The organism is Micropruina sonneratiae (assembly GCF_025972045.1).
Lineage (GTDB): Bacteria > Actinomycetota > Actinomycetes > Propionibacteriales > Propionibacteriaceae > Micropruina > Micropruina sonneratiae.
Genome location: NZ_JAPDHX010000001.1, coordinates 895,847 through 910,705 on the forward strand (window position 1 = coordinate 895,847; position 14,859 = coordinate 910,705).

The 14,859-nt window shown below is 70.7% G+C and carries 18 protein-coding genes; 4 read left to right on the forward strand and 14 right to left on the reverse strand.

Features of this window, described 5'->3' with window-relative positions; translation table 11 throughout:
* Positions 1-5 precede the first annotated feature (5 nt).
* The 10 genes from pduL to pduA are packed head-to-tail and all read right to left on the reverse strand — an operon-like array spanning position 6 to position 7,611.
* Positions 6-647 carry a phosphate propanoyltransferase gene (pduL, locus tag OIE40_RS04455; protein ID WP_264700409.1) on the reverse strand — a complete coding sequence of 214 codons (642 nt, stop codon included), beginning with the start codon at positions 645-647 and terminating at the stop codon, positions 6-8.
* A 1-nt stretch (position 648) separates the two neighbouring features.
* Positions 649-927 (reverse strand): BMC domain-containing protein, encoded by a 279-nt coding sequence (locus tag OIE40_RS04460; RefSeq protein ID WP_264700411.1) that lies wholly within the window; start codon positions 925-927, stop codon positions 649-651.
* Between the two features lie 12 nt (positions 928-939).
* Entirely contained in the window at positions 940-1,404 is a 465-nt protein-coding gene (locus OIE40_RS04465) for a BMC domain-containing protein (RefSeq protein WP_264700413.1), read from the reverse strand.
* Positions 1,405-1,434: 30 nt separating this feature from the next.
* Positions 1,435-1,785 (reverse strand): glycerol dehydratase reactivase beta/small subunit family protein, encoded by a 351-nt coding sequence (locus tag OIE40_RS04470; RefSeq protein ID WP_264700414.1) that lies wholly within the window; start codon positions 1,783-1,785, stop codon positions 1,435-1,437.
* Entirely contained in the window at positions 1,782-3,596 is a 1,815-nt protein-coding gene (locus tag OIE40_RS04475; protein WP_264700416.1) for a diol dehydratase reactivase subunit alpha, read from the reverse strand. The genes OIE40_RS04470 and OIE40_RS04475 overlap by 4 nt, the downstream gene beginning before the upstream one ends.
* Positions 3,597-3,609: 13 nt before the next feature.
* Positions 3,610-4,155 carry a diol dehydratase small subunit gene (locus OIE40_RS04480; protein WP_264700417.1) on the reverse strand — a complete coding sequence of 182 codons (546 nt, stop codon included), beginning with the start codon at positions 4,153-4,155 and terminating at the stop codon, positions 3,610-3,612.
* 11 nt (positions 4,156-4,166) lie between these two features.
* Complete coding sequence (locus OIE40_RS04485; RefSeq protein ID WP_319805200.1) at positions 4,167-4,838, reverse strand: propanediol/glycerol family dehydratase medium subunit; 672 nt, start codon at positions 4,836-4,838, stop codon at positions 4,167-4,169.
* 10 nt (positions 4,839-4,848) lie between these two features.
* Positions 4,849-6,510: a propanediol/glycerol family dehydratase large subunit gene (locus OIE40_RS04490; RefSeq protein WP_264700418.1), complete on the reverse strand. Its 1,662-nt coding sequence runs from the start codon at positions 6,508-6,510 to the stop codon at positions 4,849-4,851.
* A 15-nt stretch (positions 6,511-6,525) separates the two neighbouring features.
* The gene (gene pduB, locus OIE40_RS04495) at positions 6,526-7,323 is read right to left on the reverse strand and encodes a propanediol utilization microcompartment protein PduB (RefSeq protein WP_264700420.1); all 798 of its coding nucleotides are present in this window, start codon (positions 7,321-7,323) and stop codon (positions 6,526-6,528) included.
* A gap of 9 nt (positions 7,324-7,332) precedes the next feature.
* Positions 7,333-7,611: a propanediol utilization microcompartment protein PduA gene (gene pduA / locus OIE40_RS04500; RefSeq protein ID WP_264700422.1), complete on the reverse strand. Its 279-nt coding sequence runs from the start codon at positions 7,609-7,611 to the stop codon at positions 7,333-7,335.
* Between the two features lie 234 nt (positions 7,612-7,845).
* Here pduA and OIE40_RS04505 point away from each other — a divergent pair, with 234 nt between their 5' ends.
* Together OIE40_RS04505 and OIE40_RS04510 are read left to right on the forward strand one after the other, a co-directional pair.
* The gene (locus OIE40_RS04505) at positions 7,846-8,211 is read left to right on the forward strand and encodes a BMC domain-containing protein (RefSeq protein WP_319805201.1); all 366 of its coding nucleotides are present in this window, start codon (positions 7,846-7,848) and stop codon (positions 8,209-8,211) included.
* 7 nt (positions 8,212-8,218) lie between these two features.
* Positions 8,219-8,644, forward strand: a complete 426-nt coding sequence (locus tag OIE40_RS04510) for a EutP/PduV family microcompartment system protein (protein WP_264700423.1) — start codon at positions 8,219-8,221, stop codon at positions 8,642-8,644.
* Positions 8,645-8,717: 73 nt separating this feature from the next.
* Here OIE40_RS04510 and OIE40_RS04515 read toward each other — a convergent pair whose 3' ends face one another.
* The 3 genes from OIE40_RS04515 to OIE40_RS04525 all read right to left on the reverse strand — a co-directional run bounded on the left by OIE40_RS04515 (position 8,718) and on the right by OIE40_RS04525 (position 12,175).
* On the reverse strand, positions 8,718-9,863 hold the full coding sequence (locus OIE40_RS04515; RefSeq protein ID WP_264700424.1) for an iron-containing alcohol dehydrogenase: 1,146 nt from the start codon (positions 9,861-9,863) through the stop codon (positions 8,718-8,720).
* Entirely contained in the window at positions 9,802-11,109 is a 1,308-nt protein-coding gene (locus tag OIE40_RS04520; RefSeq protein WP_264700425.1) for an AraC family transcriptional regulator, read from the reverse strand. Before OIE40_RS04520 ends, OIE40_RS04515 begins: the two co-directional genes overlap by 62 nt.
* A 127-nt stretch (positions 11,110-11,236) precedes the next feature.
* Entirely contained in the window at positions 11,237-12,175 is a 939-nt protein-coding gene (locus OIE40_RS04525) for a DUF4439 domain-containing protein (RefSeq protein ID WP_264700426.1), read from the reverse strand.
* 82 nt (positions 12,176-12,257) lie between these two features.
* Here OIE40_RS04525 and rimP point away from each other — a divergent pair, with 82 nt between their 5' ends.
* A complete protein-coding gene (gene rimP, locus OIE40_RS04530) occupies positions 12,258-12,734 on the forward strand; it encodes a ribosome maturation factor RimP (RefSeq protein ID WP_264700427.1) in 477 nt (158 codons plus the stop codon).
* 1 nt (position 12,735) lies between these two features.
* Positions 12,736-13,704: a transcription termination factor NusA gene (gene nusA / locus OIE40_RS04535; protein ID WP_264700429.1), complete on the forward strand. Its 969-nt coding sequence runs from the start codon at positions 12,736-12,738 to the stop codon at positions 13,702-13,704.
* A gap of 519 nt (positions 13,705-14,223) precedes the next feature.
* Here nusA and OIE40_RS04540 read toward each other — a convergent pair.
* Entirely contained in the window at positions 14,224-14,790 is a 567-nt protein-coding gene (locus tag OIE40_RS04540) for a Clp protease N-terminal domain-containing protein (protein ID WP_264700431.1), read from the reverse strand.
* Positions 14,791-14,859 lie beyond the last annotated feature (69 nt).

Here is a 14,859-nt window from a genome sequence, read left to right on the forward strand (position 1 = left end):
GATGGTCACCGCCTGATCAGCGTCCCGTAGTCGCCGGTGTGCAGCCCCAGCGCGTTGGCCTCGTCGGTATCCAGGTGGATCTCGGGGATCCAGTCGTCCTTCAGCCGCACGATGAAGTTGTGCAGCACGCCGCCGCGCTCGCCGTCGAACCGCACCTGCACCCGGTCCTGGTCGGCCAGTCCCCACGCCTTGGCGTGCGCCGGGCCCATGTGGATGTGCCGGGCCGCGACGATCGCCGCATGGTCGAGGTGGATCGTCCCACGCGGGCCCTCGATGTCGATCGGCCCCGCGGCGTCCAGGTGGCCCGACTGGGTCAGCGGTGCGTCGATGCCGAGGGCGATCGCGTCGGTGCGGCTCAGCTCGACCTGCGACTTGGGCCGGCACGGGCCCATCGCCCGCACCCGGGCGAAGCTGGTCCGCGGCCCGTGCACCGCCACGATCTGTTCGGCTGCGAAGTCCTGCGGTTGCCGCACGGGCCGGTACAGGGTCAGCTCGTCGAGGCCGAACAGGGTCTGCAGGTCGGCCCGGCTGAGGTGGACGTGCCGGTTCGACACACCCACCACGATCCGGTCGGACGCCTCGGCGAGGCGATGCAGGACGGCGCTGGTGATCTGGTCCACGAGTGCGGCCGTCTCGGACTCGCCCACGTCACGCCTGCTTGGGCAGCAACTGCTCGACGTCGGTGTGGGGCCGGGGGATGACGTGCTTGCTCAGCACCTCCTCGCCGACCGCGGCCGCTGCCGCCGCGCCGGCGTCCACGGCGGCCTTGACCGCTCCGACGTCGCCCCGGACCAGCACGGTGACCAGGCCCGCGCCGACCTTCTGGTAGCCGACCAGGGTCACGTTCGCCGACTTCACCATGGCGTCCGCGGCCTCGACCGCCCCGACGTACCCCTTGGTCTCGACCATGCCGAGTGCCTCGCTCATGTCTGTTCCCTTCTACTTCCTGCTGGACGTGGTGGCGCGCCGCCGGGTGGCGGGCGGTGTTGCTGGGTCGGAGGGCGCGGCGGACGGGCCTGCCGCAGGCTCGCCGGCGTCGGCCGGCTCGGGTGATGCCTCGTCGTCCGGAGCCTCCGCAGCCGGCGGCTCGGCCGGCTCGGGCGCCGGGGTCCGGTAGCCGACGGTCTCCGCGGTGTACACCACCGGCGGCAACTGCGCCGAGGGCCGGGCGATCACCGAGGTGGCGAACACGGTGGTGATCTGGGCGGCGGCGGCCCGGGCCGCCGCGACCGCGGCCTGGACGGCCGATACCTGGCCCTCGACCTTGACCGCGACCATGCCCATGCCGTCGGTGGTCTCGTAGCCGATCAGGCTCACGTCCGCGGTCTTGCAGGCCACGTCGGCGGCCGCGACCGCCGCGGGCAGGCCGAGCACCTCGATGGTGCCGAGGCTGAGTTGTGGCATCTGGTTCTCCTTCGATCTGCGAGGTGCTGTTCAGACGTTCAGTGGCATCCGCTTCACCAGCCGGGCGGCGTTTGCCCCGGCGGCGCGGTCGGTGGTCTCGGATTGGTTCAGCACGCTGACCAGGTACGGACGCCCCGGCGGCAGCTTCTCGGTGGTGGTGACCACCCAGTCGAGGCTGATCCCGATGCCGATCCCGAGCCGGGAGGCCAGGCTGGCGGCGTGGGCCAGTTGCAGCGGGTTCAGTTCGGCGTCCACGATCACCTCGACGGGGACGCCCTCCTCCTCGATGCCGTGCAGCACCTCGGCGATCCGGTCCCGGGGCAGCCGGTCGTTGACCCGCAGCCCGATCCGGGGGCGTTCGGCGTCGCTGATCGGCCTCATCGCGACCCCTCCCACGCCAGCACCAGTCCGGTCGCCACCGCGTTGCGCGGGCCCTGGGTGCCGCGGATGTTCGCCCTGCCGGCGACGACCCGGTACTCGGCGAGCGCCCTGGTGACCAGCTGCGGGATCTCGAAGTCGAGCGCCGAGCCGCCGACCAGCACCACGTGCGCGATGTCGCGCACGCTCGCCGTCGGGCTGACCGCCCTCAGCGCCCGCAGCGCGTTGGTGACGAAGACCCGCTCCTTGGCCCGGATGCGGACCTGGCGGATCACCTCCAGGGGCTGCCGCAATGGCAGCGGGATCATCCCCTCGGGGTGCAGCACCACGGTCCTGGCGAAGGTGTGCGGCGGCAGCGGTTCGTCGAAGAACTGCACCGTGCCGTCCTCGTGGCGGATGTTGAACAGCGTCTCGACCCTGGCCAGCGGGTACCGCTTGACGTTCTCGGCGTCCTCGGACGTCTCCAGGCCCAGCTCGGACTGGATCAGCAGGGTGACCATGTTGCCTGCGCCGGCGAGGTGGATGGAGCGGGGCTGCTGCCCGGCCCGCAGCACCGCGGCGTCGGTCGATCCGGCACCCATGTCGAGGATCGCGATCGGCACCGACGAGCCCGGCGTGGTCAGCGCCCCCCGGACGGCCATGTCGGCCTCGACCCCGCCGACCTCGACGGCGATGCCGAGCTGCTCGGTCATCTCGGTCGCGATCCGCTGCATCTGCAGCTTGTCGGCGCGCACCATGGCGGCGATGCCGACGGCGGCCTCGAGATGGAACTCACCGGCGAGTCCGCCGGTGACCGCCTGCGGCACCTGGGTGTCGACGGCCAGCAGGTCGGTGACCTCGATCCCCCCCGGATCGCGGTCGGTGAGCCGGCCCATCACCACCCGGACCTTCTCCATCATGCCGCCGACGTTGGTGCCGGGCTCACCCTTGATGTTGCGAATCTCTCCGACGCTGCCGGCGACCCGCATGATCTCCTCGGCGCCCAGGTCGACGTCGACCTCGGCGCTCCGTTCGCCGACGAACTGCAGCGAGCCGGACGGGATGCGTCGCTCGGTGACGTCGCCGGCGGGGGTCTTGATGACGACCGCCGAACGGTTGCCGACCAGTGAGCGGGCCATCGGCACGACCGAGGCCGTCTCGTCGGGATCGAGGCCGAAGAGGGTGGCGATGCCGTAGGGGTTGGCCAGGGTCTCGATGATCCGCCCCACGTCGGCCACCTCGATCGCGGCCGGCATCCCGATCGGCACCTTGTCGATCAGCGCCACCTCGTCGACGATCGGCACCTTGCGGGTGAGCCGGTTGTGCACCAGCACGCCGTCGTCGCGCTGCAGGATCACCCCCGTGATGTCGAGCCGCTCGGACGCCGCGTTGATCGCCGCAGCCACCTGCTCGAAGCCGTGGCCGCGGTCGGCGACCACCACGTAGGGGGTGCCGGGGGAGAGCCGGGGCAGGTCGTCGACCGGCACCGTGGTGCCGACCCCGATGCCCAGGCCGCCGGGCGTGGTGGGGTTGTGCCCGATCATCGTCGACTCGGTGATGACGGTTTCGGAGATCGTCTCCATCGCGACATCGCCGATCACCGGGGCGGCCTCGTTGATCCGGATCAGGCCGAGGTCGGCCAGCGGGCGGCCGGCGGCGTCCAGCGCCTGGGTGAGGGCGGCGAACACGCCCTGGGTGTTCTGGGCGGTGCCCTTGATGCCCGTCGTCGGCACGATCGACGACGCGACGAACGCCGGGGCGGCGCCCGCGGACGCCTCCGCGAGCGCCACCTCGGTGGTCGCGTTGCCGATGTCGATGCCGGCGATCAGGGTCATGACGGCACGGGCCTCAGTCGGTCTTCAGCCGGCCGCGCTTCTCGTACACGTCGGCGGCTTCCCGGATGAAGGCGGCGTTGATCGGGCAGCCGTACTTCGATTCCAGGCCGTCGGCGATGCCGTACAGCTCGGCCTTGGTCGAGCGGTAGGGCCGCAGCGCGTTGTAGACCTGGAGCAGTTCGTCGTCCGGCACCTTGATCAGCTCGGAGGCCCGGCGCATGTTGCGGGCGAGGCTGTCGCGGCCCACCGATTCGGCCACCTGGGCCTGCAGTTCGAGGGTCTCGGGCGCGATCCGGAAGTCGTCGGCGACGAGTTGGCCCGACTTCACCTGCTCGAGGGTGAAGTCGCGCAGCACCTTGCCGGTGTTCGACTTGATCCGGTCGGGCATCTTCTCGCCCAACGGGTAGTCGCCGGCGTCGGCCCGGCCCGCAGCGGACGAGCCGTTCGCGGCGGACGAGCCGTTCGCGGCGGCCGGCTTCTTGGCGAAGGTCACCTGGTCCTTGCCGAGGTTGGCCATCACCTCCGCCATGATTTGGCGGATCAGCTCTTCGGATTCCATCTCAGTCTCTCCTACCGGTACTCGACCCGAAGGGCCTGGGTCTTCTTGGCCGCGTCGCACAGCTGGGTTTCCTTGATGTGCCACAGCGCCGCGATCGCCTGGTACTTGGGGCGGGCCATCTGGTCGTTGCGCACCGGCACCGGGGACGGCGACTCGCCCTTGGCGTACTTGGCCGCGTTCTTGCCGATCGCCCGGAAGGTGTCCAGGTCGATCAGCGGGGCCTGGCTGAACAGCTCCAGGTTCGACAGCGGCGGCAGGTCCTTCTGGTGGATCACCGTCGTGCCGCGCGACTGGATACCGATCCCGATGCCCGACCCCGACAGCTTCGCCGCCTCGTGGGCGATGAAGCCGACATCGGCGGTCCGGAACACCCGGATGAACCGGTAGGACAGGCCCTCCTCCTCGATGCCTGCGCACAACTCGCGCAGCACGTCACCGTGGTCGAGGTCGATCAGGGTGCTGGTCATCCGGCCGCCGAACCCCGGCGCCAGGGCGATCACCACCTCACGCGGGTTGATGCCCCGCTCGGCCGGGCCGTCCTCGCTGATTCGCAGCGAACCGGACGCCGAGCTGACGCTGGGTGCGGTCGCGACGGCCGTGCCACCCCGGGGGGCACCACCGGCGAACTCGTTGACGACCTCCTCGATGATGCTGCGCAGGGTTTTCTCGTCCATGACTGTCATCGCCGTCTCCTCAGACACTCTCGGGGCTGATCGCCTGCCGGATGGCCTGCAGTTGCGCCCACTTCTCGTCGCTGATCTGGTACCCGGTCTGCGGCCCGCGGTAGTCGTTGGGCTCGTTGACCGCGCTGATCACGGCGAAGTCGCCGGTGAGGATCGCCGAGGTGTGCAGGTAGTCACCCGCGACGCGCTGCTTGAGCATTCCGAACACCGATTTGGCGACATCGTCGTAACCGGCCCGGGCCAGTGCCTTCACGATGTCGACGCCGGTGAGCCCGCGTTTGAGCAGGTCCTCGGCGGCCTTCAGGTCCTCCACCACGTTGCGGTCCGGCATGTCCTGCGAGCCTCGCGCGTAGGTGGCCGCTTCCACCTCGGCGTCGGTCACCTCGGTCAGGCCGAGTTCGCGGAACAGCGCCTGGATCACCTTGGCCGCCTTGTTGCGGGCCGCCACCACGTCGTCCTCCAGCACCGGCACCAGCCCGCCGTCGACCTTCAGGTCGCGCTGAATGATCACCCAGTCGTCGTAGTCGTCGGCGTCCCAGTTCGAACCGGCGAACATGTTGTCGTAGTTGGGCGTGGCCGAGTAGCCGGAGCAGATGAAGTCGGTGCCGGGCACGAACTGCATCAGCGACCGGGCGACCCGGCGCAGGTCGGAGTGGGTGAACGTCTGGTCGTTGGACGACGCACACTCCAGATCGAGGGCGGTCGCGATCAGGTTCTCGGCGAGGATGGCCCGGATGCCGCCGGGCACCGCCGCGGGGACGCCGACGCAGGAGACCGATCCGTTCTGGATGCCCTGCGAGCCGGCCGCCTTGGTGATGTAGAGGCAGCGGGCCTCCAGGTACAGCATCGACTTGCCCTCGGCGTAGCCCATCTGCACCTCGGAGCCGGTGCCCGAGGTGAACCGCATCTTCAGGCCACGAGACGCGTAGCAGGAGGCCAGGAAGGCCTTCGACCACGGAGTGTCGTCACCGTCCATGAACACCGGCTCGGTGCCGTAGACCGACACCGTCTCGGCGTAGGCGGTGAAGCCGCGCATGCCGAGGTTGAGCTCGGTGGCCTCCTCCACCGCGCACTGGGTGAGGATGCCGGGACGTCCGACCTGGGCGCCGACCATCAGTGCGATGGCATTGAACGGTGCGTACCGGGCGATACCGACGGTGGTCTCCAGCTCGGCGAACCCACGCAGTGCAGCCTCGGCCGCATCGGCCGCGATCTGCACCATGTTGTCCTTGAGGTTGGTGACGTGGGCCTGGTTCGCGGGCGACTTGCGGGCCCGCATCTTGGTCACCGCCATCATCATCTCGAGCACGGTCATCGTTCCGACGACCTCGGTGATCTTGGCCGGGGTCATCGCGGTGGTCAGTGCGACGACCTCGGCGCGCGGCACGTTGAAGTCGACCAGCTTGCGGGCCAACTCGAGCGAATCCGTCGCGCAGACCCGTTCGGCGTTGTCGAGCCGGATGCCGTAGTCGGCGATGAACGTGTCGATCATGTCGAAGTCGGCCCGCTTCTTGCCGTCCAGTTCGGTGACGACGCCGCCCTCGATCCTGATCGACGGCTTGGGGTCGTTGGGGCTGTTCATGGCGATCAGGCCCACCTCGGGCCATTCGGTCACGTAGCCGTCCTGGCTGACCGGACGGGCGTCCAGTGCCTCGAAACGCTTGCTTCTCACGGAGTCGCCCCGATCTCAGATGTAGGGGGTGGTGGTGGATTCGGGGAAGTCGCCCAGGGCGGCGAGCAGTCCGCGGCCCACCTCGCGGGCGGCGATGATGGCCTGCCGGACCGCGCCGGAGTCACCGCTGAAGAACGAGATGACCTCGTTGGAGTAGCTGGTGCCGGCGGCCGGGCTGGCGTAGCCCACCACGTCGATGGTGGACGCCTTCACCGCGGTGTCGGCCAGCACGACGCCGATCGCGGCCGGAGCCCCGACGGTGATGCCGAAGGCCTTGCCCAGGGGAGCGTTGAACGCCTTGTTGAGGGCGTGGCTGGCGCGGGCGGTGTACTGGAACTCCAGGTGGCCCGCGTCGTTGCCGTAGACGTCGCCGAAGGTGCGGTCCAGCTCGGCCAGGGTGACCTCGACGGCCCGGCGGGCGTCGGAGACGTCCTCGGCGCCGAACACGATCAGCGAGCCGTGCCCGGCCCCGCCCTTGGTATCGCGGGGCAGCTCGATGGTGAGCACTTCGGTGTTGGTCGCCTTGACCGCCTCGTCGGCGGCGAAGATGTGCGGGCCGGCTCCGGTGCGGGCGCCGACGATGCCGATCGAGCGGTACTTGGCGTCGATCTTCATCAGCTCGTGGATCTGCGGGTCGACGTTGGCGATGACCAGGCCGATCGTGTCGCCCAGCGCGTTGGTTCCGACGAACTCGGTGCTGGCGGGACGCGCGCCCGAGGCGGTCGGGGCCGGGGCCGGGGCGGCGGACGCCGGGGCGTCCAGCTTCTTCATCACCGCGGACATGATCTGGTTGACCAGTTCTTCAGTAGCCATGGGTCAGCCTCACTTCGCGGCGGACGGGAGGATCTTCTCCACGTCGTTGTGCGGACGCGGAATGACGTGCACCGAGACCAGCTCGCCGATGTTCTGCGCGGCGACCGCGCCGGCGTCGGTGGCGGCCTTGACGGCGCCGACGTCGCCGCGCACCAGCACGGTGACCAGGCCCGAACCGACTCGTTGGCTTCCGATCAGGATCACGTTGGCCGACTTCACCATCGCGTCGGCGGCTTCAACGGCGGCGACGAAACCCTTCGTCTCCACCATCCCGAGGGCTTCTTGCATTACGGACTCCTTCGTTGGGATCTCCGGCCGCCGGCTGCCTTGCCGGACGGGTTCCGAGGCCGAGGCTAGGCCGGGTGGTGCGCACGAAAACGGCTCGCCGGGGCCACTTTCCGGTGGGCTTGCGGCCGCCTTGCTCGACCGTTTCGTGCAACTCGGGAACCGATTCGTGCAACTGAGCACAGGACGCTCCGATCGCTTGCCGACGGGGCGGCGCGGGGTCAGGATGGCGGCGAGGTGAGGCAGCCGATGGCGGACGCGATGGTGGACAAGCAGCGGATCATTCAGGAGTTCGTGCCGGGCAAGCAGGTGACGCTGGCCCACGTGGTGGCGAACCCGGACGCGCGGCTGTACCCGAAGATCGGCCTGCCGCCGGAGGGTGGTGCGATCGGGGTGATGACGATCACGCCGAGCGAGGCCTCGATCATCGCCGCCGACATCGCTACCAAGGCCGCGGACGTCGAACTGGGCTTCGTCGACCGGTTCTCCGGTTCCCTGGTGGTGCTCGGTCGGCTCACCGACGTCGAGTCGGCGGTCGAGAACGTGGTGGCGATCCTGTGCGGTGAGCTCGGGTTCGCGAGGCCGCCGATGACCCGTACCTGAGGCCGGGGTGAAGCGGATCCTGCTGGTCGGCAGCGTCGGCTGCGGCAAGACCACCCTGCTGCAGGCGCTGCACGGCGCCGCCCTCAACTACTCCAAGACCGAGACGATCTACACCGACGGCACGGTGATGGACACGCCGGGGGAGTACCTGGAGCTGCCGTACTTCAAGCACGCCCTGCGGCTGGCTTCCTACGAGGTCGAACTGGTGGTGCTGCTCGCCTCGGCGACAGTGGCCGAGTTGAAGTTCCCACCCGGCTTCACCACCTTCTTCATGCCTCCCAGCATCGGGGTGGTGACCAAGACCGACATCGCGTCCCCGGGCCAGATCGACACCGCCGGCGACCACCTGCGGCTCGCCGGCGTCGGCGAGGTGCTGCAGGTGTCCGCAGTCACCGGCGCCGGCCTGGACGCCCTGCGCGAACGGCTCGCCTGACGAGGCAGGCTGCTCGAGCCCGTGGAACCCCGGGCACGCCCCGTCCCGTCGTCCAGCGAACGCCGGAATCGCGTTACGCGACCTGGCGCAGGATCCCCGCCAGTTCGGCCTCCGACGGCTGCACCGGGTTGCCGGCGGTACAGAAGTCGACCCGGGCGGCGGCCGCGAGATCGGGCACGGCGGCCAGGAAGTCCGCGCTGGCGACCCCGGCCGCAGACACCGTCGCCGGCATCGACAACTCGTTGCGCAACCGCTCCACCCACCCGATCAGGGCCCGCACCAGGTTCCGGTCGCCGGACGCCGTGAGCCCCAGCGCCCGGGCCAACGCCGCGTAGCGCCGCGCGACCGGGCCTGGGTCACCGGGACGCCAGCCCAGGTCGCCGGCGTTGAAGTTGATCACCGTGGGCAGCAGGATGCCGTTCAGCCGGCCGTGCGCGATCGGGAAGGCGCTGCCGATGGAGTGCGACAGTCCGTGCACGATGCCCAGCCCCGCGTTCTGGAAGGCGATCCCGGCCATGCAGGCCGCCGCATGCTGGTGCTCGCGGGCCACGGCGTCCGAACCGTCGCGGAAACACACCGGAAGATGCTCGCCTGCCAGCCGCAACGCCTTCTCGGCCAGTGCGTCGGAGAAGTCGTTGCAGCCGGTGGCGACGTAGGCCTCGATGGCGTGGCTTACGGCGTCCATGCCCGAGTCGGCGGTCAGCTTGGGAGGCGCGGTCAGCACCGCCTCGGGGTCGAGGATGGCCAACTCGGGAAGCATGTCGGCCGAGCTCAACGGCAGTTTGCGACCGTCGGCGCGGGTGACCACCGCGAAGGAGGTCACTTCCGAGCCGGAGCCGGACGTGGTCGGAATGACGGTCAGCCCCGCCGGCAGGTCGCGGCCCTGTTCGAGGGCCAGCTTGCGGACCGTCTTGGCGGTGTCGATGGGCGACCCACCGCCGAGCGCGACGATGCCCTCGGGTCCGAACTCGAGGAAGGCGGCCAGCCCGGCGCCGACCGCGGCGGTGTCGGGGTTGGGCCGGACGCGGTCGAACACGGCGACCTCGGCGCCGCGCAGGGCCTCCTTGACCCGGCCGAACAGGGGAGTGGTCGCCAGGAAGGCGTCGGTGACGATCAGCACGCGCCGGCCGTCCAGGGTGGACAGTTCGTCCAGCGAGTCAGGCCCGTAGCGCAGTGTGGTCGTGAGTTGGAAGCGGTACATCGGCGGGTCTCCCGTCACGCGCGGAACACTGGCGCCGGTACTCGCTGGGCGACATTCCGGTGTGCGCCCGGAACACCCTGGAGAAGTAGTTGACCTGCTTGAAGTCGAGGTCGGCCGCGATCCTCTGCACCGGCGTTTCGGTGCACGCTAACAACAGCCGCGCCCGGGCGATCCGCCAGGCCGTCACATACGACACGAATGTGTAGCCGGTGACCGATTTGAACAACTTCGACAGGTGGCCGGGGGAGAAGTGGGTGGCGGCGGCCGCCTCGGTCAGCGACAGGGCGCGGTTGGGGTGCCGGGCGATCGTGTTCAGCAGGTCACGCAGGTCGCGCCGTCGGGCCGGATGCGAGCGCATCACCTCGTCGAGGATCATGCCCAGCGTCCGCTCGAGGTAGAGCTGGACCTGGTAGCGGTTGGTCGAGGCGGTGCGCCGGTCACGGTGTCGCTGCACCACCCCAGTCAGGTGCGGCGCCAGCCGGGGGGTCAGCTCGCGCGCCACCCCGAGCAGCCCGTCCTCCAGCTCGACCAGGGCCTCGGCCACCCCGGCCGGGTCGCGGTAGGCGGCGTCCAGTCGCCGGCTGACCAGGCCGTAGGCCGTGGCCAGATCCTCGGCGCCCAGCGCCTCGCGCAGTCTCGGCAGGGCCGCTTCGGGCTCGGCGGCGGGCGCCGGCGCAATCGCGGGCTCGGCGACGATCGACAGCAGCCGGGTCTGGCGAACGGGCGGCCGGGCGGGGATCGGCAGCACCGTGACCGATCGGTGCCGGACGCCGTCGATGCCGGCTGCCAGCCCGAGCAGGGTCGTGGCGGCGGCCCGGATCTTGCGCCGGCTCAGCGTGGGCACCTGGTCGTACAGCACCGTCAACTGTCGATCGCCGCGCCACGACGACCCGTGGCTGAGGAAGTCGGGTTGTTCGGTCTCGGGGACGCGGACCTGGCCGCACAGGATGGCGCCCACGTAGCTGTCGCCGTCGGTGATCGGGACGCCGAAATCGACCAGCCCCGAATGGCAGCGGTAGACGACCGGGGAGCCTTCGATCATCGACTGCAGGCCGCCGTGGGCGTCGCAGCCGTGGCACATCCGGCTGCGCACCGGGTCGGAGCGGGTGAGCCTGCAGAAGTCGGTGAAGGCGACCGTCTGGGTGACCGGGGTGCCGCGCGGGTCGACGGCGACGGTCGCCAACCCGGTCGCCTCGGAGAAGTCCTCCAGAACCTGTTCGAGGTGCTCCAGATCGAGCGCCGCACCCATGCCCCGTTGCGCCATTGCTGCCTCCGGTGTGGAACTGCTTTTGAGCGTAGCCCATCGTCGCGCGCCGAGGAACGCCGGGTGTTGGGCCCGCTCACCGGATCGGGGCTGCCGTCGCCGGGGCGGACGGGCCGGTCGCGGGCGCCTAGCCGGGCCAGCCCGGCCAGCGCAGCGCCGACCCGCCGAAACGGACCAGCGCGGCGTTCGCAGCCGCCAGCGCGTCGACGCCGAGCCTGCGTTCGGTGGCCGCCGCCGTACCGGCGAGCCAGGCGCCGAGCAGCGGCAGCGCCGTGCCCTCGGTGGTGGCGGCGAGTTGCCGCGCCGCGGCGGCGTCGCGCGCCGGGCGCAGGTCGTAGCCGATCGGCGGGGGGCTCGGGGTCACGCTCGGTGCGGCGACGAGGAGGGCGGCCCGCAGCGCCCGCCAGGCGTCCAGCCGGCCGCGCAGGGCGGAGCCGTCGGCGTCCGACAGTCGGCGGGCGGCGAGCGCCAGTTCATAGCTGTAGGCGGCCTGCTCGGTCAGGGCCAGGATCGTCGCCGCCGACGTGGCCGTCAGGTCGGGGGTGAGGTCGCTGCCGTCGTCGCCGAGCGCCGCCATGCCGGTGGGCAGCACACCCGCCATCGTGCCGCTGAACGCGGACAGCGACGCCCACAGCAGGGCCGCGGGGCCGGACGCCGAGCGGGCCGAGGCGGCGTGGGCGTCGGCCAGGGTGGCCAGCCGGGTGGTCAACGCCGTGGTCGTCGCGGCGGCGGTTCGTTGGCCCGGGGCGGTGACGCCGGGCGGTGCGGCGGTGGAGACCTGGCGCCGGGCCGGGTCGGCCGACGAAAGCACGGCGACGTGCAGGTCGGTCGCGGCGGCGAACCAGTCCAGGGTGGCCACCCGGCGCTCGCTCAGCTTCCACTTCACGGCGTTGTTGCTCAGGTGCCGGGCCAGCGCCGCGGTCGCGGCGACGCGTCCGACCACCCCGTCCGCCACCTCGACCGGCAGCGGCGTCGGCGACGTCCACGGCAACCAGTCGACGGTCTCGGCGGTGCAGCCGGCCAGCGCGACAGCGCCACCCAACAGCAGCAGCCGGCGTCCGATCACGGCCCGACGGTACCGGGTAAACTTCCTGTCCAGCCCGTAGGGCCCGACAACTGCACCGAAAAACCGGATCGAGGAGGACGCGATGGATCCAGCAACCATCACCGAGTTGGTGGCTCCGGCGGTCGCCGCCTGCGGTCTGGAGGTCGACCGGGTCGAAGTCGTCCCGGCCGGCAAGCGCAGGGTGGTGCGCATCTACCTCGATGGTGACGGGCCCAGGGGCAGGGGGCCGTCGCTCGACGAGATCGCCGAAGCGACCCGTGAGATCTCCCGGGTGCTCGACGACGCGCCGGCGATGGGCCACGGCTCGTGGACGCTGGAGGTGTCCTCGCGCGGGGTCAGCCGGCCGCTCACCGAGCTCAAGCACTTCCGCCGCAACACCGGACGCCTGGTGACCCTCACCGGCGACGAGGGCGAGATCACCGGCCGGATCACCGCCACCGGCGACGACACCATCACGCTCGACGTGGCGGGCGCGGCACGCACGATGCCGCTGGCAGCCATCGGCCGGGCCGTGGTCCAGGTGGAGTTGAACCGCAGCATCGACGACGACGAGGAGTGACATGGACATCGACATGGAGGCACTGCGCGCCCTGGAGCGCGACCGCGAGATCCCGATGGACGTGCTGATCGGTGCGCTCGAGGACGCGATGCTGAACGCGTACGAGAAGACCGACAACGCCGTGCCCGGTTCGCGGGTCGAGGTCGACCGCAAGACCGGACGGGTCACCGTCTTCGCCCCGGAACGCGACGAAGAGGGCGAGAAGATCGGTGAGTACGACGACACCCCCGCCGGCTTCGGCCGGGTCGCCGCCACGACGGCGCGCCAGGTGATCTACCAGCGCATCCGGCAGGCCGAGGACGACCAGAAGTACGGCCACTTCTCCGCCGTCGAGGGCGACATCGTGGTGGGCGTGGTGCAGCAGGACCGCGACTCGCGCACCGTCCGGGTCGACCTGGGCAGCATCGAGGCGATCATGCCGCTGGCCGAGCAGGTGCCCGGCGAGGACTACTCCCACGGCCGGCGGCTGCGGGTGTACGTGGTGTCGGTGCGGCGGGAGCTGCGCGGGCCGCAGGTGGTCGTCTCGCGGACCCATCCGAACCTGGTGCAGAAGCTGTTCAAGCTCGAGGTGCCCGAGATCGAGCAGGGCGTGGTCGAGATCAAGGCGATCGCTCGCGAGGCCGGCCACCGCACCAAGATCGCCGTGCTGTCGAACAATCCGGACGTGTCGGCCAAGGGCGCCTGCATCGGACCGATGGGGCAGCGCGTCCGGGCGATCATGCACGAGCTCAACGAGGAGAAGATCGACATCATCGACTACTCCGCCGACCCCGCGAAGTTCGTCAAGGAGGCGTTGTCGCCGGCGAAGGTGTCACAGGTGATCGTCACCGACGCCACCGCGCGAGCCGCGCGGGCCATCGTGCCCGACTACCAGTTGTCACTGGCGATCGGACGCGAGGGCCAGAACGCCCGCCTGGCCGCCCGGCTGACCGGCTGGCGCATCGACATACGCCCCGACACCCAGGCCTGACGCGGCCTCGCCGGTCGAGTCGGTCGGTTCCTCGGCCGGCAGGGCCCCGGTCGCCTCAGTCGGGGGCCGTCGGTTCTCTGCAACGCCGACTACTCGCACCTACGCCGGCTACTTTCGTGTCACAACACGAGAGCAGTCGGCGTTCCCGAAAGTAGTGGGTGTTGTCGAGAACGGGCCCGGGAATCCCGGGCACCTTACACGGGAGCAGTGGGCGTTGATGAGAACGGGCCCCCCTGAATCCCAGGAACACCCCGCGGGAGCAGTCGGCGTTCCCGAAAGCAGTGGGTGTTGCTGAGAACGGGCCCTGAACCGCAGGTCACCCCTAAGCGGAGTCGACTCTCGACCACGCTCGACCACGTGGCGTACGAGAACTCGATCAAACGCCGGACCGGCGTGGACGACGTCCGGCCCCTCACCCGGGGGATGGTGAGGGGCCGGAGGTGGAGCCCGCCGGGGGCGGCTTCGGCGAGCGACCGCCGGGGGGATGGCTGGTCGTCACGCTGCCGACGGGAGTCTGGGTCAGGCGCTGGCGCTCGCGCTTGGTTGCGGGGCCTGTGAGGCGTCCCCGCTGGGCTGGTCGGTCTGTTGCTCGGAGCGGACCTCTTCGATCGCCTTGGCAACGGTGTCCTCGTCCAGGCCGAGCGCCTCGGCCAGCGACTTGGCCAGCTGGTCGTCCATGCCGGAGCCGCCCCCACCGGGACCGCCGCCGCCGTTGGGCCCGCCGCCGTTGCTGGGCGCCCCGCTGGGCATCGCTCCGGACGATGCGCCGTCGCTCGGCATCGCGCGACCGCTGGCGTCGCCACTGGGCCGGTTCGCCTGCATGGCCTGCTGCAGCGCCTCGGTCACCTTGTCCTCGTCGACCCCCAGCTTTTCGGCCAACGCCTTGGCGAAGTTGCTCATGTTGCCCATGCCGCCGCCACGGCCCTCGCCGCCGGGCCCTTCGCCCTGGCCGCTGCCCTGGCTCGGCTGGGCCTGGGCCTGGGTGGTGGTCGCGGCTCCGCTGAAGGCGTAGCCGACGCCGAAGGCGGCGCCGATACCGATCACCGCCGAGCCGATGGCGAGGCCGGTCTTCTGCTTGCTGTTCATCTGTGCTGGAGTCTCCCGTGCCGATCTCGGTTCGTTGTGCTGACAACCAGTGAGCCGGACGCCGCTGGC

Excerpts from the sequence above, each read along its gene's own strand:
- OIE40_RS04460 (WP_264700411.1), bottom strand. The coding sequence starts at position 927 with ATGAGCGAGGCACTCGGCATGGTCGAGACCAAGGGGTACGTCGGGGCG.
- OIE40_RS04465 (WP_264700413.1), bottom strand. The coding sequence starts at position 1,404 with ATGCCACAACTCAGCCTCGGCACCATCGAGGTGCTCGGCCTGCCCGCG.
- OIE40_RS04470 (WP_264700414.1), bottom strand. The coding sequence starts at position 1,785 with ATGAGGCCGATCAGCGACGCCGAACGCCCCCGGATCGGGCTGCGGGTC.
- OIE40_RS04475 (WP_264700416.1), bottom strand. The coding sequence starts at position 3,596 with ATGACCCTGATCGCCGGCATCGACATCGGCAACGCGACCACCGAGGTG.
- OIE40_RS04480 (WP_264700417.1), bottom strand. The coding sequence starts at position 4,155 with ATGGAATCCGAAGAGCTGATCCGCCAAATCATGGCGGAGGTGATGGCC.
- OIE40_RS04485 (WP_319805200.1), bottom strand. The coding sequence starts at position 4,838 with ATGACAGTCATGGACGAGAAAACCCTGCGCAGCATCATCGAGGAGGTC.
- pduB (WP_264700420.1), bottom strand. The coding sequence starts at position 7,323 with ATGGCTACTGAAGAACTGGTCAACCAGATCATGTCCGCGGTGATGAAG.
- pduA (WP_264700422.1), bottom strand. The coding sequence starts at position 7,611 with ATGCAAGAAGCCCTCGGGATGGTGGAGACGAAGGGTTTCGTCGCCGCC.
- OIE40_RS04520 (WP_264700425.1), bottom strand. The coding sequence starts at position 11,109 with ATGGCGCAACGGGGCATGGGTGCGGCGCTCGATCTGGAGCACCTCGAA.
- rimP (WP_264700427.1), top strand. The coding sequence starts at position 12,258 with ATGGATCCAGCAACCATCACCGAGTTGGTGGCTCCGGCGGTCGCCGCC.
- nusA (WP_264700429.1), top strand. The coding sequence starts at position 12,736 with ATGGACATCGACATGGAGGCACTGCGCGCCCTGGAGCGCGACCGCGAG.
- OIE40_RS04540 (WP_264700431.1), bottom strand. The coding sequence starts at position 14,790 with ATGAACAGCAAGCAGAAGACCGGCCTCGCCATCGGCTCGGCGGTGATC.